This window comes from Bacillus sp. FSL H8-0534 (genome assembly GCF_038005885.1).
In the GTDB taxonomy this organism is placed as follows: domain Bacteria; phylum Bacillota; class Bacilli; order Bacillales; family Bacillaceae_G; genus Bacillus_A; species Bacillus_A pseudomycoides.
The window spans coordinates 1474855-1494001 of sequence record NZ_JBBOUC010000001.1; the positions used below are offsets into that span (position 1 = coordinate 1474855).

Annotated in this window: 22 protein-coding genes and 1 other RNA gene; 3 read left to right on the forward strand and 20 right to left on the reverse strand. The window is 35.6% G+C overall.

The window, feature by feature from the left end:
• Positions 1-46 precede the first annotated feature (46 nt).
• From MHH71_RS07725 to MHH71_RS07775, 11 genes are all read right to left on the reverse strand, one after another.
• Positions 47-604 carry an SMI1/KNR4 family protein gene (locus MHH71_RS07725; protein ID WP_006094326.1) on the reverse strand — a complete coding sequence of 186 codons (558 nt, stop codon included), beginning with the start codon at positions 602-604 and terminating at the stop codon, positions 47-49.
• Positions 605-698: 94 nt separating this feature from the next.
• Entirely contained in the window at positions 699-1178 is a 480-nt protein-coding gene (locus tag MHH71_RS07730) for a GNAT family N-acetyltransferase (protein ID WP_003206633.1), read from the reverse strand.
• An 84-nt stretch (positions 1179-1262) separates the two neighbouring features.
• The gene (locus MHH71_RS07735; RefSeq protein ID WP_006094325.1) at positions 1263-2780 is read right to left on the reverse strand and encodes a carboxypeptidase M32; all 1518 of its coding nucleotides are present in this window, start codon (positions 2778-2780) and stop codon (positions 1263-1265) included.
• A 147-nt stretch (positions 2781-2927) separates the two neighbouring features.
• Entirely contained in the window at positions 2928-4865 is a 1938-nt protein-coding gene (locus tag MHH71_RS07740) for an ATP-dependent DNA helicase (protein WP_003196413.1), read from the reverse strand.
• 133 nt (positions 4866-4998) lie between these two features.
• Entirely contained in the window at positions 4999-5184 is a 186-nt protein-coding gene (locus MHH71_RS07745; protein ID WP_003196411.1) for a DUF3921 domain-containing protein, read from the reverse strand.
• Between the two features lie 62 nt (positions 5185-5246).
• A complete protein-coding gene (locus MHH71_RS07750; RefSeq protein WP_018764299.1) occupies positions 5247-6386 on the reverse strand; it encodes a THUMP domain-containing class I SAM-dependent RNA methyltransferase in 1140 nt (379 codons plus the stop codon).
• Between the two features lie 180 nt (positions 6387-6566).
• Positions 6567-6958, reverse strand: an RNA gene (gene rnpB / locus MHH71_RS07755) — RNase P RNA component class B.
• Positions 6959-7045: 87 nt separating this feature from the next.
• The gene (gene gpsB / locus MHH71_RS07760; protein WP_016114126.1) at positions 7046-7381 is read right to left on the reverse strand and encodes a cell division regulator GpsB; all 336 of its coding nucleotides are present in this window, start codon (positions 7379-7381) and stop codon (positions 7046-7048) included.
• A 97-nt stretch (positions 7382-7478) separates the two neighbouring features.
• Entirely contained in the window at positions 7479-8033 is a 555-nt protein-coding gene (locus MHH71_RS07765; protein WP_003196406.1) for a DUF1273 domain-containing protein, read from the reverse strand.
• Positions 8034-8089: 56 nt separating this feature from the next.
• Complete coding sequence (locus MHH71_RS07770; RefSeq protein WP_340723250.1) at positions 8090-8509, reverse strand: CotD family spore coat protein; 420 nt, start codon at positions 8507-8509, stop codon at positions 8090-8092.
• Between the two features lie 151 nt (positions 8510-8660).
• On the reverse strand, positions 8661-9149 hold the full coding sequence (locus MHH71_RS07775) for a YppG family protein (RefSeq protein ID WP_003204284.1): 489 nt from the start codon (positions 9147-9149) through the stop codon (positions 8661-8663).
• 175 nt (positions 9150-9324) lie between these two features.
• On the opposite strand from MHH71_RS07775, the gene MHH71_RS07780 reads away from it, so the two are divergent.
• Entirely contained in the window at positions 9325-9516 is a 192-nt protein-coding gene (locus MHH71_RS07780; protein WP_006094322.1) for a YppF family protein, read from the forward strand.
• 23 nt (positions 9517-9539) lie between these two features.
• Here the strand turns inward: MHH71_RS07780 and MHH71_RS07785 are convergent, their stop codons facing one another.
• From MHH71_RS07785 to MHH71_RS07795, 3 genes are all read right to left on the reverse strand, one after another.
• The gene (locus tag MHH71_RS07785; protein WP_006094321.1) at positions 9540-9866 is read right to left on the reverse strand and encodes a YppE family protein; all 327 of its coding nucleotides are present in this window, start codon (positions 9864-9866) and stop codon (positions 9540-9542) included.
• 33 nt (positions 9867-9899) lie between these two features.
• Positions 9900-10142 (reverse strand): hypothetical protein, encoded by a 243-nt coding sequence (locus tag MHH71_RS07790; protein ID WP_003206610.1) that lies wholly within the window; start codon positions 10140-10142, stop codon positions 9900-9902.
• A 429-nt stretch (positions 10143-10571) separates the two neighbouring features.
• Positions 10572-11597, reverse strand: a complete 1026-nt coding sequence (locus MHH71_RS07795; RefSeq protein ID WP_006094320.1) for a DUF2515 domain-containing protein — start codon at positions 11595-11597, stop codon at positions 10572-10574.
• Positions 11598-11700: 103 nt separating this feature from the next.
• Between MHH71_RS07795 and recU the strand changes: the two genes are divergently transcribed.
• Positions 11701-12303 carry a Holliday junction resolvase RecU gene (recU, locus tag MHH71_RS07800; RefSeq protein WP_003196400.1) on the forward strand — a complete coding sequence of 201 codons (603 nt, stop codon included), beginning with the start codon at positions 11701-11703 and terminating at the stop codon, positions 12301-12303.
• A 65-nt stretch (positions 12304-12368) separates the two neighbouring features.
• Positions 12369-15020 carry a PBP1A family penicillin-binding protein gene (locus MHH71_RS07805; protein WP_340723257.1) on the forward strand — a complete coding sequence of 884 codons (2652 nt, stop codon included), beginning with the start codon at positions 12369-12371 and terminating at the stop codon, positions 15018-15020.
• 23 nt (positions 15021-15043) lie between these two features.
• Here the strand turns inward: MHH71_RS07805 and MHH71_RS07810 are convergent, their stop codons facing one another.
• The 6 genes from MHH71_RS07810 to MHH71_RS07835 form a co-directional block, all read right to left on the reverse strand.
• Positions 15044-15562 (reverse strand): YpoC family protein, encoded by a 519-nt coding sequence (locus tag MHH71_RS07810; RefSeq protein WP_006094318.1) that lies wholly within the window; start codon positions 15560-15562, stop codon positions 15044-15046.
• Between the two features lie 4 nt (positions 15563-15566).
• On the reverse strand, positions 15567-16214 hold the full coding sequence (gene nth / locus MHH71_RS07815) for an endonuclease III (RefSeq protein ID WP_006094317.1): 648 nt from the start codon (positions 16212-16214) through the stop codon (positions 15567-15569).
• 15 nt (positions 16215-16229) lie between these two features.
• Positions 16230-16937, reverse strand: a complete 708-nt coding sequence (dnaD, locus tag MHH71_RS07820) for a DNA replication protein DnaD (RefSeq protein WP_016114116.1) — start codon at positions 16935-16937, stop codon at positions 16230-16232.
• 144 nt (positions 16938-17081) lie between these two features.
• On the reverse strand, positions 17082-18269 hold the full coding sequence (aspB, locus tag MHH71_RS07825; protein WP_006094316.1) for an aspartate transaminase AspB: 1188 nt from the start codon (positions 18267-18269) through the stop codon (positions 17082-17084).
• A gap of 19 nt (positions 18270-18288) precedes the next feature.
• Positions 18289-18765, reverse strand: coding sequence for a cell wall elongation regulator TseB-like domain-containing protein (locus tag MHH71_RS07830; RefSeq protein WP_003206481.1), 477 nt, complete (start codon positions 18763-18765; stop codon positions 18289-18291).
• 7 nt (positions 18766-18772) lie between these two features.
• On the reverse strand, positions 18773-18943 hold the full coding sequence (locus MHH71_RS07835; RefSeq protein WP_000412180.1) for a YpmA family protein: 171 nt from the start codon (positions 18941-18943) through the stop codon (positions 18773-18775).
• Between the last annotated feature and the right edge of the window lie 204 nt (positions 18944-19147).

Consider the following 19147-nt stretch of genomic DNA (forward strand, 5'->3'; position numbering starts at 1 on the left):
GCTATTTAATCAGGTACCTGCAGGCTTAATAAGCATAATCCTTTTCTTAATATTCTTCCTTGATTTGTTCGCTATCATCATAGACTTCCCCATTTACAAGCCCTCTAATAAAACTCTCAAAGTCTTTTGCTAACCATGTAATTTTATAATCATATTCTTGATCGATATGTACAACACAAGGCTCTCCTTTCGGGCCGCACTCCCTATAATCAAGAAATATCATATCGTGTCCAGCCGAGGGACAATCACAAATAGCTACTCCTATTTCAGGATATCCCCATTCTTCAATCCAAAATTCACTACCAAATTCTCCACCTAATGAAGAACTTTTTTTATATCCAATACCATAAATACCAGTTATAGCAACATGATCCTCTGCCCAACTTGTAGGAATATCTGTAGGAAAACAATCGTTTATTGGAATTCCCCCATTATGCTTCTTCATTAACCAAATATAAGATTCAGGTAGCTTATACCCTAATTCATTTTCTAGTTTAGAAATCATTTCATCTGTAAGATATTCAGAAATATATTCATCTCTTGCATATTCGCTGTCATCCCAAAAGTTATTAAAATCAAAATTATCAAAACAACCCACTTTCATATCCCTCCCTAAATTTCAAAAAAATGTATTTTTATGTACGATAGAATCCATAAAAAACATAAATCACTACTAAGCAAATCGTTTCAAAACTATTTTATCTTGATGGGCATAAAGTCACATACATCATTTTTAAAAATTCAAAGCGACTTCCATTTGTCTCTTGAATAAAAGCTCCAACTGCTTCAAAACCTGCTTTCTTATAAACATTAATTGCCCTTTGATTAAATGTTGCCACTGATAACGTTATATACTTAGGTTGATATTTTTTTTCACAAAAAACCAGACCTGCCTTTATAAATACCAAACCTAATCCATTTCCAGTCAGGTTTGGTTTCATTCCAAGTCCAATATCCACTGTATGTATATCTACTTTATTAAAACTAAAAAATCCAACAAGCCTATTATTCTCACTAACAGCAAAAGTCGTTTCTCCGCGTATTTTAGGATCTAAAAACTCCACTAAATCTTCTTGATCGGCTTCCATATCATAAAAAGAATACTTATCCTCATAGTGCCATTTAAACGCAATTTCTTCTGCTTGCTCTTGTGTCATCACTTCAAAAGTATAATTCACTTCTCTTCCTCCTTAAGCAACGCACATATACAGTAAAATGTTAATTCATAAAAAGGAGCTGCATTAAAGCAGCTCCTTTTCTTTTTATAACTCATAAATCTCTTTATATTTCGCTTCTAAATAATCCGCTAAATAATTTGCATTTAACCCTTCACCTGTTATATCCTCTAATATTTGTAATGGTTTTTTCGTTTTACCATATTGGTGAATATTTCTTGTTAACCATTCACGAATTGGTGTCACATTTCCTTCTTCTAGCAATGCATCGAAGTTTGGAATTTCCTCTAACATCTTATGTTTAAATTGCGCTGCATACATATAACCAAGTGCATAAGATGGAAAATATCCAAAAGATCCATCTGACCAATGTACATCTTGTAGCACACCCTGTGCATCCGTTTCTGGACGGATACCTAAATAACTCTCCATCTTGTCATTCCATGCTGCCGGCAAGTCTTTTACTTCTAATGTTCCATCAAATAATTCTTTCTCCAGTTCATAACGAACCATAACGTGAAGCGGATATGTAAGTTCATCTGCCTCAATACGTATAAAGGAAGGTTTTGATTCATTAATCGCATCATAGAATTCATTTACAGATACGTTTTCAAATTGCCCATCACTAGATTGTTTCAATATATCATAATTTTTCTTCCAGAACGATTTATTACGTCCAATAAAGTTTTCAAAGAATAGCGATTGCGATTCATGGATTCCCATCGATGTACCACTGCAAAGCGGTGTTCCTTCTAATTCTTCTGAAATATTTTGTTCATATACAGCATGTCCACATTCATGAATTGTTCCGAAAACTGCCATGCGGAAGTCATTCTCATCATAACGAGTTGTAATGCGAACATCCCCTCTATTTAATGTAATTTCAAAAGGATGTATCGTTTCATCAAGACGGCCAGCCTCGAAATTATAATTTAATTGCGTTAGTAACTCTAAAGTAAAATTCTTTTGTTGTTCTTTTGAAAAATGTTCAAATAAGACATTTGTTTTTAATTCTTTATTTGATTCACCAATATCTTTTACAAGTGGAACAATACGCTCACGTAGTTGTCCAAATACATGATCTAACACTTCTACTGTCATACCTGGCTCATACATATCTAAAAGCGTATTATACTTATAAGTTTCATAACCCCAATATGTAATAAATTTTTTCTTATATTCAACAATTTTTTCTAAGTATGGTCGGAACATTTCAAAATCAGATTTTTCACGTGCTTCTCCCCAAACACTTTCCGATTTTGCTTGCAATTTAACAAACTCTTCATACTCGGCCTGTGGAATTTTTTTATTTCGATCATACGCTTTGCGGCACTCTTCTACAATTTTCTTTGTTGTTTCGGAAATTTTATTATCTACTATTAGCTGTTCTAATTCTTTTAAATATCTTTCCATCTCATCAGAAGTTGATAATGAAAATACCTCTGATGAAAGCATTCCTATTACCTCAGAGCGTTGATCCACACCTTGTTTCGGTGCTCCTGTACGTAAATCCCAAAATATTAGGCTTAATGCTTCCCCATAATTATTTATCTTTTTCACGTGTGCTAAAAACTCTTTTTCTACTTCATATGTAGCGATTGTCATATTTTATTGCCTCCTTTTTCTACCTCACCTATATTTCGACATAAAGATATAAAGTCCTTTTCCATATAGAAAGAAAAAGCTTAGCAAACGCTAAGCTTTTTCCATTGGTGAGGGGTGCCGAAAACCGCTACTGATTACAGTTTCACTTTATAGTACCGTACCTTCTACTGGAAGTACTTTCTTTACAGCCTCAATAACCTTTTCATTTTCATTCTCTGATAAGAATAACGAAATAGCACCTTTATCTTCGCTCGTACGAATTAAACGTCCAATTCCTTGACGAAGACGTAAAATCATATATGGTACATCTACATCCCAAAACGGATCATTAACATGCTTACGTTTCGCTTCAAACACAGGATCGTTTGGAGGGAATGGTAGCGACCAAATAATGACATGTGATAGTGAAGAACCCGGAATATCTAAACCTTCCCATAAATGAACAGCGCAAAGCACAGTCTCTTGTTCATTTTGGAAGCGGGAAACAAGCTGACTAATCTCTTGATCTCCTTCATATAAGAACGGAACAGACATTTGTTCTTTATTCACATATTCTTTGAACGCCGCAAGTTCTTGTGTTGTGCGGAATAATACAAGCGTACGCCCATTTGTTTTTTGAATGTTCTCAAGCGTATACTGACATTTTCGTTCCCATTCATTTTCCTGGTTATACGATGGTAAGTATACTTTCATTTGCTCTTCATAATCAAATGGAGAAGCTACTGAGAATGATAAATAATCTTTTACCCCTAAACTATTTGCTGTAAATGCGAATGAATCATTTTCAGATAATGTAGCAGAAGAGAAGATATACGGAATCTTTTTCGAGAATACTTTCTCCTGTAGCACTTCTTCTACCGCACGTGGCATAATAACTAACGTAAAGGCACCATCACCTTCTTCTCCCCATGTAATTACATTTTTCTCATGCATAAAGAGACGAAGTGAATGTTCCAGTACATCTAAATGCTCATCAACGATATTTAAATCATAAGTGTTTACTGTATACATTTCACTTTCAAATACAAGAGCATCACCAACTTCAGCAATTTTGGCATAAAGTCGTTTCGCTTCTGTAATCACTTTTTCTGTTACTGTAATTTCTAAACGATCTGATCCAGCAATTTCTTTTTTACTTTCTCTTAATACATCAAAGAAACGCTCTGTTTGCCAAATTGTCTCTTCTACTAAATGAGCAAACTCTTCTCGAATATCATTTTGTAATAATCTTGTTAAGAGTTGCTCCATCATCGTTTGCTTTAATCGATACGTCAGTGCTTTTTGCGCTGCGTATTCCACAAGGTGTCCTTCATCAAAAACAACGCAACTGCTTTCTGGTAAAAGCGGCATTTGCCCTTCGCGTTTACGAGCATCATATGTCCAAATATGATCCATATAGAAATCTTGAGAGCAAATAATTAAATCTGCTGCTTTACGGTAATGTTCACGAGAGAGCGTTTGACCACAACGGTGACGAGAATCACATGTGAAGCAGTCTTGGAAATAATCCCAAGATACCTTTGACCATTCTTCGTCATTTAATAATGGAAACTCTTTTCGATCACCGTAATGCGTAAAGTTTTGCATTGTTCCATGATCAAATACAAACTGAGGTAATTCATAATATAGATCTTCAATTACTTCTGGAGCTCGTCCACTCATTACATCTTCAAGTTTACGTAAACATAAATAATTATCCATTGATTTCGCTAGACGTACATCAACAGATAACCCTAATGCTTCTGATAATTTCGCAATGTCCCCTTCTTCTTTCACAAGCTGCTCGATTAGCGTTTCGTCTGCACAAGCAATAATAGCTGGCTTTCCTGTATAACGCGCATAACAAATTGCATATAAAAGATACACAATCGTTTTTCCCGTTCCTACACCCGCCTCTGCGAACATAACTTTCTTCTCTTGAAACGCTCGTTCTAATTGGAATGCCATAAAAATTTGTTCATCGCGTTCTTCAAAACCTTTTTCTGGGAGGATATCGTAAAACACATCTCCAATCCACTCATTCAACTTATCATAAAAATTATCTTGTTTCCCTACTTCAAATGGTAATCTCTTCTCAGTAAACATCCTTAGCCTCCAACCAAAAAGTTTTTCTATAAAAAGATATAGCAACTGCTATATCTAAATAGCAGTTGCTTTCCCCTGTTGCAATACATAGAAATGAGCGAAAAAAATTTTCCTTTATATAAAGGAAAATTTTTCACTCTATTAATGACTTTAAGTAACGCTTATCAATCAATGTCTCATATGATAATGCAGATAAATATTCTTCCTGTGCTTTCTGTATTTCATCTGCAACTACACCCTGAAGATTAATTTCTTTTCCAAGCTCATCATACGTACGATGAATGGCCTTTTGAATCATCGACAATTGGAAACCATCCATATTTATTCCTCCTTTTGCACATTACATAATAGCCAGTATATGCGCGTCAAAGAGGTTTTATACTATGAATTACGAGGTGGGCGTTTACCAAAGTACTGGTAATAGTCTGTACGAATAAAACCGTTAAATAGTTTACGCTTTTTCGATGCATCTTTTCCATAACATTTTTCAAACGCTTCATAGCTCGTTAATAAATACAGTGACCACGTATCTAATGGGCGGAATACTTCTCCCATTTCTTTATATAATTTTTCAACAAGCGCTTTTTCACTTAAACGTTCTCCGTATGGAGGATTCGTTACAACATAGCCATATTCCTCTTTTGTTGTAAAATCTTTTACTTGCATTTGTTTAAATGAAATTAAGTCACCCAGTCCAACTTCATCAGCATTGTCCTGTGCAACTCTTATCATACGGTGGTCGATATCTGATCCAATAATTTGCAATGGTTGATCATAATTCGCTAAATCTTCTACTTCTTGACGAGCCTCACGCCAATTTTCTTTACCAATCCAACCCCATGCATCTGATGCAAACTCACGGTTAAAACCAGGAGCAATATTTTGACCAATTAAAGCTGCCTCAATCGGAATTGTTCCAGATCCACAAAACGGATCAACAAACGGACGATCTGGCTTCCAATTTGTAAGTTTAATTAAAGATGCCGCTAATGTTTCTTTCAAAGGCGCTTCCCCTTGGTCAAGGCGGTATCCACGTTTATGAAGACCAACGCCACTCGCGTCAATTGTCAATGTTGCAATATCTTTTAGCATCGCAATCTCGATACGGAATAAAGGACCATCTTCTTCAAACCAAGTTGTACGTCTATATGTTGTCTTTAGTTTCTCAACAACAGCCTTTTTCACAATACGTTGACAATCTGAAACACTAAATAATGTTGATTTTAAAGACTTCCCAATTACAGGAAACTCTCCATTTTCTGGAATGTAATCTCCCCAGTTCAATGCTTTTGTTTTTTCAAACAATTCATCGAATGTTGTTGCTTTAAATTCACCAACTTTAATTTTCACACGATCTGCAGTGCGTAACCATAAATTAGTGCGACAAATCGCTTTTGCATCCGCTTCAAACGTTACTTTTCCGTTTTCTACTTGGCATTCATAACCAAGATCGCGAACTTCTCTTGCAACTAAAGCTTCAATTCCCATTGCTGCTGTTGCAATTAAAGTAACTTTTCCCATTTGCATTCACCTCTTATGTATAATCAAACAATAATTAATAGCTTTTCCTTCTATTAATTATTAAATATTACGAAGTATTTTCTTATTTACCATTTTAACTCACAAGTTATAACTTCATACAAATAAAAAGCCCTCCTCTTACAAAGGAGAGCTGAGTCATTCCATAATTGGTTCATAACGTTCTGTAAGCCATGTTCTGTTCCTTTGTACTGCAAACGGCCCACGCCTCGTACTCCGGTGGCAATCATCTATCTACAGGTTACTCGAACCTGTCCTTTTCCATCGTTCATTTCCTTGGAAAAGATTCCCCTACCATTATTTGGGTTTCTCGCTCGTGGGGTTTACCTCGTTCCACTCCTATCATTTCTTCAAGGACTTCGTCACTGTGGCACTTTAAAGGTAGTCAAACCATATCCAAAAGGACTTAGGTTTTTTCCCTGCCGTTAATCCAGCCTTACAGCCAGAATACCCTAGCTTATGAATTGGCTAGGCACGAACACTACAACCATCTCAGGTCGTGCGAGCATGGACTTTCCTCTACAACGTTGGCGTTGCAGCGATTACCCAAACGTTATGACAAACATTAGTATAGTGGAAACAAAAAGATTTTGCAATGCTTTTTTATATGTAAAATGCTTTAATCTTTTTCTGTCCCTAGATTACTCGTATAACTTACTTCCAAATACAGCTTTTTCCAGATTAGATAAACGCTTTAAAATATCCGTGTTCGTATTGTTGTATACAGGTTGTGCAACCGGTGTTGGAGCTGGTTGTTGCGGTACTTGCACTGCCGCTACTTTTTGCTCTTCTAATTCACGTTTTAAACGAACATTTTGTTGCTGTAATTGCTCAAGTTCCTTATGAAATGCCTCATAATCCTTAATAATCATATCAAGAAACTTATCTACTTCTTCTTGCTGGTAACCTCTCATACCTGTTTTAAATTCTTTTTCCAAAATATCTTTCGCTGTTAATTTAATTTTATCCGAAATCATTTTCTTCACCTCAAATTTTTACCAAAACTTTCATTAACTAAATTTTTTCAGAAACAATGTCTTTTGTCAATCCTATATACATGAGCTATATTACATATTACTCGGCATTATCCCACTGTTCCTCTTCTATTATATCTTGTAAATCAGAAAAAAGAATGAAATAACTGTGATAATTTTCTATTTCGCCTTTTTTCTTTGCTGCTTCTACTATGTATTTAGGACTTCCTGGTTTTTCTTCATCATACACTGCCAAAAGTGCATTACTTTTTTCAATAAAAAATTGATTTTTTAATCGAAATTGCTCAGGACTTTCATATTTTCTTTTCGTAATACTATCAACATGATCTGCTTGCCCTAGAATAAACTCATATAGTTCCCGATTTCCCTCTTTCCAATTTTCCTCTTGTTCTAAAAAAGGAGTAAACACAGCAAGCTTTAAATTAGGATATTCTAGCTGCAAGTCAAAAACAACTTCAGCAGCCCATAACTCTACTCCTAACTGCCCACTAATAATAACCCATTCCAACCCTTCTTCTATAAAAGCAAGTAACTTACGATGCAATGCTTTTTTTATACAAATAACGCCTGGATGATCATCCTTAAATATCCCAAGTTCAAATGGTTTATATCCTGTTACCGCAACAACTTTCATATCAACACTCCAATAAAAAGAAAAGAACTAGCATTTTGCTAGTTCTAACATAACATTTACTTTTTAAACATTCCACCTACATTTGGTCCTGGTCCGTATGGAGATACTTGTGGTCCTACATTTGGTCCTGGTCCGTATGGAGATACATGATGCCCATGGCCACACGGTCCGCCGAATCCTCCAACTCCAGGTCCGCCGAATCCTCCAACTCCAGGTCCGCCGAATCCTCCAACTCCACCGAATCCTGGTGCAACAGGTTCTACAACATTCACATTTGAAACTGTTTGCGGGAAGAAATGTTGACTTTTAACTTGTTGATGATGAACATGTGTTGTATGAGTTGGGTGAATATGTGGTACCACCGTTGTGGAAAAAGTGTTCGTTACACATTGCTTTGTTGGATGAACGACAGGAGGTGTTGCGCAAATAGGTCCTACAGGTTTATGCCCTCCAAAACAAGGATGACAATGATACATAGTTTTTTTCTCTCCTCTCTCATTAAAAAATCTGACTACACTTTACAATATGAGAAAGGGGTAAAAGCCGCTTGTTATATATACCCATTTATTTAATGGAAATTTGTCTATATAATAGCCATTTAAATATGATAACTTGGACACGCAACTATCATCCTTTAGCAAAAAAGCCGCCAACTTGTTTTACAATCCCAGTGACTTGATTCATAGCATTCATCATTTGGCCTGCTGTATTCATCATTTTATTCACATCATAGTTACCATCTGACGTCTTAAATTGAGATACGAAACTAGAAAATTGACTTGGCTGCTGTTGTTGCTTTTGTTTATTCATCGTTGGATATGGTTGAAAAGGCTGTTTCGGTGGGTAAAACATTGATGGCTGATTCATAAAAGATTGTGGTTGCTGTGGTACATAAGATTGTGGTTGCTGTGGTACATAAGATTGCTGATTCATATAGGACTGTGGTTGCTGATTCATAAAGGATACTTCAAATGGCTGATAATAATTCGCTTGATTTCCATAATAAGGTGCAAATGGGTGCATATTATAGCGTAAATATGGATCTTCATTATATTGATAAAAATCCGGTTGTGTATACGAATTGATGTGTTGGTATACATTAGATTGCTGAAACATGCATTCTCCCCCTCTAACTAAGTTTCTACATATAGAATATGTACCTATAAAATAAAATGTGTAACCTTATAAATGTCTATTTTTGTCGGAAGTTTAAATTTTTAAAAAAATAAGAAAGTAAGCCTTTTCATGTTATGATAATGAAGAAGAAGATTCTCATTGGGGAGGAATCAACATGATATTAGGGGATTTAAAACAAGCTTTCGCTCAAAAAAAGGGGTACTCTACAGAGGATATGAATGAGTTGCTTGATTTTGCTAGACATCACTATTTAGAAGGAAAAATCTGCATCTCAGAATACCGAGTATTAATACGTGAATTAGAAATAAATGGGGCGAAACCCACACATACAACTGTAGAATCATAAAAACAAGAGGGTTTTCCCTCTTGTCACTTACATTGTTCTATTATGTTCTGCAACGTGTATAAAATCGCCTGATGTGTTTCATAAAACCGCTTACCTTTTCCCTTATTTACAAAACATTGCAGTGCATTATTTTGTAAATTCTCATACACTTGGTCAATTTGTTGCACATGTATATACTTAGGCTTTTCATGTTTTATCCATTGATAAGCTAATTCTTTCCACACTTCTAACTCTTGATCAACCATATCCACAAAAGGCTTCATATCTTGATAAAAATCAAACTCTTTCTCTTCTCTTTTTTTTATAATCGTTTCATCATTGTACTGTATTAATTTTATTGAAGACTGCATTAATTTTCCATAATCCAATTTATTTCCACCCTCTTATGCACTTACTATGACGTTTTGAAACGTTTGAAGCCAACTTCCTTTTTCTTCGTGATGTAATAATTTATCCTCCATATGTTGAATGTGCATTTCTGTTATTTCTCCTCGATTACATATATCTTCACGTTTATCTTTTAAAGAATGATTAACTCTAAGTGAAACATTCATTTCCAGCAAATCAAGAGCACTTAACATTTGATCCATTTTTTTCATTACATTTTCCTTCTGAACCATCGCCATTTATAAAACGCCTCCTTCTTTGCTTTTCCTTTGTCATGTTATTTCGACGGGTCACTTACCACTCCTGCACAACTGACAAAACTAGTTGATATTCGGCAAAGAAATCGGTTTGTATGAGTTTTATAGAAGTGGTAACAATACAAAAGGGAGGTGTTTACCATGGCTAAAAATAAAAATAAAAATGAGAAGAAGAAAAAACAAAACACACAGCAAAATAAACCTGAAACTGGAAATCCGAAGCTAGATGGTCCGAACTTTCCTGCTACATAAAGTAAAACTTTAATCGGCGGGTCTATTTCTCTTACCTAGCTTCCTCAATTTCCCCTACATTTCAATTGGAATCATACTTATTGAAACTGTATAAAAACATGAATCGATTTATGTAATCCATTCGTCCCGACTCCCTGTCAGAGAGCGGGACTTTTCTTATTATATCATGAAGTCATTGTTCCTTTTAAAAAAGCTATTCAATGAAGAAAAAAGATGTATTTGTTGTTGTTTTTGTAAAAACCATTCTGTAATATTAACTTCTTCTTTCAGTTCCTGAAAGAAAAACAATGCCTCAATATCCATTTTTTTATGGAACCAATCTTTCGTTACGTTATGGTGATGTAAAACAATTGAGAAAGCATCTCTTAACTGCGGTGTATCTTTTTCTTTTGGAATTATAAAGTACCGCTCGTAATCCATTCTTGATCCTGTAGGAAACGTTCGCAAGGAAAAATCGTAAAATAACGTTTCATATTTAGGATGAAATAATAGCCAAGCTAATTTCTTTCCGAGTTCTATACGTTTTTGTAATGTTTCAAATTGATAAACCGAAAAACCATATAGTTGTCCTTTTGTAGTCGGAAAAATTACAGCACTAAAATGAAAGAGCTCTTGAAATTTAAACAGTAAAGTTTGGAATACGTGCTTTTGAAAATATGGGTGTTCAATAATCGGTTTTTGAATCCTATTTTGTTCATTAATAATAAGTGCTGTAATAAGACGTGTGAGATCTCTTTTATTCCAAAAATCATTCCATTCCTTCTCCATAAAAATAGATACGTTAAAAAACTGTAATAAGTGAAAGATTGGTTTATTCATTTTCTTGCTGTACTCGTATAACAACAATTGTGGGTATGCATCTGAAAAAATAAGCCAATTTGCACTTTCATAAGTAAGGAACAGTTGCTTCCTCATTCTTTCAGATAAAATATTCGGATAATATTCCCCTGCTAAATCTGTCATATTCCACCCAGAATTTCTCGAAACCATACTCGCCAGAAATGACCACCGGATTTCTTTATTTCTCAAGTAATATTCTTGATAAGCCTGTGTGCGTGAAATATTATCTATATTTGCTAGAGCCGTCTGTTGTTTCATATACGCTATTAATTGTTTCTCTTCTATTGTACAAGAAAGTCCACTGCGCTCTCTATTTATTTTCTCATACTCATTCTGCATATGCATACAGGAATCACCACATCTCTCTTGAAAAAAATCGCATCTTTTTTGTTTTTTTTGATATAATCACCTTTGTAAGTAATTCTAGGTAAGTTGGGGTGGACAAACTATGACCATTCGTTATCCAAACGGAAAAAGGTATAATCAAGCGTTACAACCTCAAAAAACACAATTTAAAAAACATACTTATAGCAATAGAGGTATGTCTCTGGAAGAGGAACTAAATGAAACAAATCAATATTATTTAACCCATAATATTGCATGCGTACATAAAAAACCCACTCCTCTTCAAATTGTAAAAGTGGATTACCCCGCTCGAAGTGCGGCGGTTGTGAAAGAAGCTTATTTTAAACAGCCTTCTACAACAGACTACAACGGTGTATACAAGGGGAAATACATTGACTTCGAAGCGAAAGAAACAAAAAATAAAACAAGTTTTCCGCTACAAAATTTCCATCTTCATCAAATTAAGCATATGGAACAAGTAATAGCTCATAACGGAATTGCATTTGTTATTATTAAATTTACACTTTATGACGAGTTTTATTTACTTGATGCGAAACATGTCGTTTCATTTTGGAATCGCCAAGATGCTGGTGGACGCAAATCGATTAAGAAACAGGAAATCGAAGAGCACGGATACTTGTTATCATGCGGTTATCACCCTCGAATTGATTATATTCGTGTACTAGACATGGCTTATTTTTCGTGATAGAGTCAACAATAAGGCTCTTTTTTCGACTTTTGGGGAAAAAATGAAAGGTAGGAGAAAGTATAATGTCAGAAAATTATCGTTCTCGTACAGAACGAAAACATGCACAACATCAAAAACAAGAAACAAACCAAACGGAGAAACCAAAGAAAAAAGGTTCCTTTTTCAAGAAATTTTTAATTGGTTGCCTACTTCTTGGCATTGTTGGTCTTATAGCTGGAGTTTCCGCCTTTTTTGTAATGGTACAAGATGCTCCAAAGCTAAATAAAGCAAAACTTGTCAATCCGCTATCAACTAAATTTTATGATAAAGACAAGAATTTCTTTTATGAATATGGTGCCGAAAAGCGAACGAATATTACTTACGATCAAGTTCCGAAAGTAGTAGAAAGCGCATTCCTAGCGACAGAAGATGCTCGCTTCTATCAACATAACGGAATCGACGTTAAGCGTACTGGAAAAGCAATCCTTGAAAATGTCACAGGTGGTTTTGGTTCTCAAGGCGGTAGTACAATTACCCAACAGGTAATTAAAAACTATTTTCTAACGATGGAAAAAACATCAAAACGTAAAGTACAGGAATGGTATTTAGCTTATAAATTAGAGCAACAATATTCCAAACATGAAATTTTAGAAATGTACTTAAACAAAATCAACCTCGGCAATCGCTCTTATGGGGTTGCAACAGCAGCGAAAACTTATTATGGCAAAGACTTAAAAGATTTAAAATTACACGAAGCAGCGATGCTTGCTGGATTACCTCAAGGTCCAAATATTTACGATCCAACAAAGAAAGAAAATATCGATCGAGCAACAAAACGTCGTAACGTTGTATTAACGTTAATGAATCGACATGGCTTTATTTCAAAGCAAGAAATGGATGAAGCGATAAAAATCCCTGTAACAGAGGGACTTCTTCCATCTAAAGATGTAACCGAAATGCCTTATCAAGCCTTTTTAGACGCAGTCGTAAAAGAAATCGAAAAAGAAATGCCCGATGTAAATATTGGATCTGACGGATTACAGATTTATACGACAATTGATACAAAGGCACAAGAATACGCTGAACAATTACTGGATGGGGATATTATTAACTATCCAAACGATCGTTTCCAAGGTTCTTTCGTATTCATGGATACAAAAAATGGTGAGGTTCGTGCAATTGGTGCTGGCCGTAAAGAAAGTAAAACTGTATTTAAAGGGCATAATATGGTCGTTGATATGCAACGCCAAGTAGGTTCGACTATGAAACCAATTTTTGATTATGGTCCTGCTATTGAATATATGCAATGGTCTACATACCATCAATTAAATGACTCAGAATATACGTATTCCAACGGTAAAAAAATCCGAAATGCTACAAACAGCTATAAAGGTGATGTCTCTTTACGTGAGGCATTGAAAAAGTCATTAAACATCCCTGCTTTAAAAACAGCACAAGCAGTTGGATTAGACAAATCAAAAGGATTTGCCGAAGGACTTGGAATGACATTCCCTAATGGGAATGCAGTCGAAGCCAATGCGATTGGTAGTAACGATGCTTCTCCGCTACAAGTAGCTGGTGCATATGCAGCTTTTGGTAATGAAGGGAATTATAACAAGCCACATTTCGTAACAAAAGTTGTCTTTCCTGATGGAAAAGAGAAAAGCTTTAAACCAAAAGAAATACGAGCAATGAAAGACTACACAGCATATATGATTACTGATGTTCTTCGCGATGTTGTAAAACCAGGTTCTGGTGGTACAGGTCCAACTGCTTATGTATCAGGAATTGATGTTGCTGGTAAAACGGGAACACAGAACTATGATGCAGATGTATTAAAAAAATATAATATCCCAGAAAGTGCTAACAGAGATAGTTGGTTTGCAGGTTATTCACCGCAATATACGATGTCAGTATGGACAGGATATGAAAAAGATTCTGAAGAAAACTATATTGCAGATAAATCACCTTCAGTCCGAATTGCACAGCAAATATTCAAAGAAATGATGAGTAAGTTTGCTACAGATACATCTCGTTTTGAACAACCTTCTTCTGTAGAACGTTTGAATGAAGAACTCTATGTGAAAGGTGCAAAAAAGGATGCTGTTAAACAGATTAAAGTAGATCCACCAACTGGTGTAACGCCATCTTATGATGCGTCATCTAATACAATTACATTAAACTGGTCTGGTCCTTCAGACGCTGAAGCTTACTCTGCAAGCTATAAAGCAAACGACGGTTCTAGCGGTGGCCTATCTGTGAGTGGCACAAGTGCTTCCCTTGGCGGAGTGAAACCAGGTGTAACTTACAGCTTCTCAGTAGTAGCGAAAAAAGGAACGGGAACAAGTGATGCCGCTGGCGTATCCTTTACTGTTCCTGGCGAGAGTGCAGAAGCTAAGAAAAAAGCTGAAGAGGATGCTAAGAAGCAACAAGATGAGCAGAAAAAAGCTGATAAGGAAGCTAAAGACAAGGCTGATAAAGAAGCTAAAGACAAGGCTGATAAAGAAGCTAAAGACAAGGCTGATAAAGAAAAAGCCGATAAAGAAAAAGCTGATAAAGAAAAAGCCGATAAAGAAAAAGCTGATAAACCAGATACACCAGATAAACCAGATACACCAAATAAACCAGATACACCAGATAAACCAGATACACCAAATAAACCAGATACACCAAATAAACCAGATACACCAGATAAACCAACAACAGGTGGCGGAGAAGTTAATCCAACACAATAATACAAAAAAGAAGTCACCTTTCTCTAACGAGATGGTGACTTCTTTTTTTGTATGATTTTTTTTGCATACAGCTTTTCTATTTCTACATACAACTGTGCCAATTGAATATAGGAATGATAGTGATTTGGTTGCTTTGTAATAAATGAATAACGTTCCATAAAGTTAATCGGTTTTATTTGTAGCTCATCAATCTTGTTTTTAATATCCTTTAACCCTGACACTGGTTTTCCGTTTAACCAATATAAACTCGATAATAAATGAGCTGCAAAGTGAATCATTGGCCTTTTTGCTTCATTTCGCTTTCGATCCTGAAAAAATATCGATATATCCTCTTTTTTGTCTTTCCATATATCTAATACAGCTGGAATTCCCATTTCTATTTCATTCCATGGCTCATATTGTTTTCCTATATCAAATAAGAAATAATGGCTTTCTAGCAATTGCACAAACGATTCATCTGTATGATATATAATCTTATCTATCTCCCCTTCAAAAAAAGGATTACATTGAAACTCATCCGGTACTTGTACAACTTGTTCCATCTTTTTATTTCCCCTTCATTCGCTTCTTACCTTCACGACACACTTCTAGTAGCCGGCATTCTTCACATTGCGGCCGCTGTGCTTTGCAATGATAACGTCCAAAGAAAATCATTCGGTGATGCGTAACTCCCCACTCTTCCATTGGCACTTTCTTCATTAATGTTTTCTCTACCTCTAGAACGGAATCTTTCCAACGGCAAATAGCCAAGCGTTTACTTACACGTTCCACATGTGTATCAACAGCAATAGCTGGGATACCAAATGCTACAGAAACAACTACATTTGCAGTTTTTCTACCAACCCCTGGTAGCTTTGTTAGTTCATCCCGATCCTGTGGTACCTCTCCATTATAGTCTTCAAGCAACATTCGGCATAACTTTTGAATATTTTTCGCTTTGTTCCGGTACAATCCAATTGAACGAATATCTTGTTGCAACTCTTCTAAGGACACATTTAAATAATCTTCAGGTGTCTTATACTTTTGAAATAAACTTTTCGTTACTTTATTTACAAGGACATCTGTACATTGTGCAGATAATGCAACTGCAATTACAAGTTCAAATGGATTATCATGATTTAATTCACAATGTGCTTCTGGATACATTTCTGCCATTGTATCTAAACAATAACGAATTTGCGTCTTGTTTAACATGTATTTCCTCCTATATCACTGCTCCAACCAATTATAAAAAGGCACTTTCCCCGTATATTTGGTCTCTTGTTTCGTTACTTGCTGCGAGCGTTGTTGATTCGCTCTAAATTTTCGCCCTTGATCTTGCGCTTGATCAACTGTCTTAATTCCATTCTTTTTCCACTCAAAGAGAATACGGTCAATATATCGAAAATTAAGTTTCCCACTCATTACAGATTCTCGAAGAGCTGCTTGAATTAAATTCGGATGATGTTGATCCTGATCTTGCCACATCGCTAATGTTTCACATTCAAAAGGCGATAATGGTCTCCCAAATTCCCGTTCAAAAATTGTATATAAATTCACTTGAAGTTTCTTTTGTTCTTCTTTTTCTTCTTCTATTGTTTCATTCATTAAAAAATGCAAGATTTTTTCCCAAAGTGGTTGCAACGAATAACTTTCGCACATCATAGCTTCAGATTTTTGACTACCTTCTAATGCTAAAAAGCCTTTTTGAATTAACGCTTGAATGATTTCCATACATTTCATTTCTGTTATTGTCATTCGTTCTGCAATCTCTGAAGGAGTTGGAAAAGAATTACCCGATTCTAGAAAAGTATGCACATGGAGTACAACCATAAATTCCATCTCATTTAAGCCTAGTTTTTTATAATGCATCATAAGCAATTTTGGAATTGCGACGCTGCCTTGTTCAAACCATTGTAACATCATTTTTTTCTTCATGACCATACACCTCGCTTTCTAGTATAACACACCTGTTATAATTTTCTTTTACCACAATTCGTCAAAAAACCTCCCTATAGATAGGGAGGTCATCTTCATTTGTTCAAAGTAACTTATGTGGTAAAAATGAAAGTAATTAGCCTTTTAAGCCTGTACTTTACTTCTCATAAACGTATTAATTCGCTCTAACGCTTTCTCTAATTGTTCAAGAGATGTCGCATAGGATAAACGAACATTGTTTGGTGCACCGAACCCTGTTCCTGGAACAAGAGCTACTTTCTCTTCTTCTAACAATGCTTTTGCCCACTCATCAACGGTTTCATATCCAGCTAACGCTACAGCCTCTTTTACGTTCGGGAATAAATAAAATGCACCTTGTGGTTTAATACAAGTGAAACCAGGAATTTGAATTAATTTATCATAAATAATGTTTAATCGTTCTTCGAATGCTTGACGCATCATTTCCACAGGCTCTTTCGACCCAGCATACGCAGCAATTGCGCCGTATTGAGCGATTGAAGTAGGGTTTGACGTACTATGACTCGCTAAGTTCGTCATCGCTTTAATAAGCTGCTTATTTCCCGCTGCATAGCCAATACGCCATCCTGTCATGGAATGCGATTTAGATACACCATTAATAATAAGTGTTTGTTCTTTTAATGCATTAGAAAGCTGGGCAATTGAAGTATATTCCACGCCGCCATAAACCAATTTCTCATAAATCTCATCAGAAACAATTAAAATGTCGTGCTCTAAACATACTTCTCCAAGCTGCTGTAATTCTTCTTTGCTGTAAATCATCCCTGTCGGATTGCTCGGTGAATTTATAATAACAGCTTTCGTCTTCTCTGTAATTGCCTCACGTAGCTGCTCTGGCTTAATTTTGTACTGATTATCTTCTAGTCCTTCTACATAAACTGGCTTACCACCAGCAAGCTTTACTTGTTCTGGATAACTTACCCAATAAGGAGTCGGAATGATAACTTCGTCCCCTTCGTCAAGTAGCACTTGAAATAGTGTATAAAGTGCATGTTTTGCTCCATTACATACGATAATCTCAGTTGGATCATACGCTAATCCTTGATCACGAGTAAATTTCTTCGCAATTTCTTGTTTTAATGTTGCTAATCCACCAGTTGGTGTATATTTCGTATGTCCTTCTAACATTGCTTTATGTGCAGCATCCATAATATGCTCTGGCGTATTAAAGTCAGGTTCTCCTGCTCCTAATCCAATTACATCATGGCCTTCAGCTTTCAATGCTTGTGCCTTTGCTGTAATTTCTAAAGTTGAAGACGGTGTTAAAGCAGCTACTCGCTTTGCTAATTTCATTTGTGGTTTCCCCCTGCATCTATTTTTCAATGCTGTAATATCCAGCATATTTCCCATCTTGAAATTCTAGATAATAATACGTATAACGACCTTCTTGATCAATATATGTAATTTCCCACAACGGAACATCGTTTTCAGCACCTAATTTTGCCTTTACCAATTCTTTGGGCTTACGTTCCCCAGCCACAATTTGTAAAGCTTTCTTTTCAGAAATGCCCTCGTTCTTTTTACGTACTAGAACATTCCCTTTTTTCTCAGGTACCCAAACAATGATTTGTTCTCCTTTTTCATCTACACCTTGTACGACTGCATATGAAGATTTCCCGTTATAATAATCAACCGTTTTTACTTTCGTAAGCTTTGCTTTTTCTTTTGCAATTTCTACAACTTTTGACTCTTTCGGAATTTTCTTTTCCATTGTCGCATTATAAACATGCACCCCATATAATCCAATGGCAACGATAACGATAATGATGGCAAAGATCCACTTCTTCATTGCATCACTACGTTCTGTATATCGTAAATACTGCTGTTTCTTTTTCGTTTTCGTCTAATGCCAATCCGAACATGAGGTCCTGCTCTTTTAAAGTGCGATTCAAACTATCAACAATTTTATATAAGTCAGACGAATATTTAATACGCGTCGTTGATAGCACTTCGATTTTCTTCTCCATGAAAACTCCTCCGTTACACAAAAATTTCTAATTATAGAAGAACGCAATACGGTTACAATAAGAGTACATTCTTTACAACCCCTGCTTCATCACCCATCTATTATAGCAGGACATGTTCAGCAAAAAAAGGTTTCAAATTGAAAACCGAAACATTTGTATACAAGAAGTAAGAAAAAATAAATTTCCTCCTACCCACATTTCATG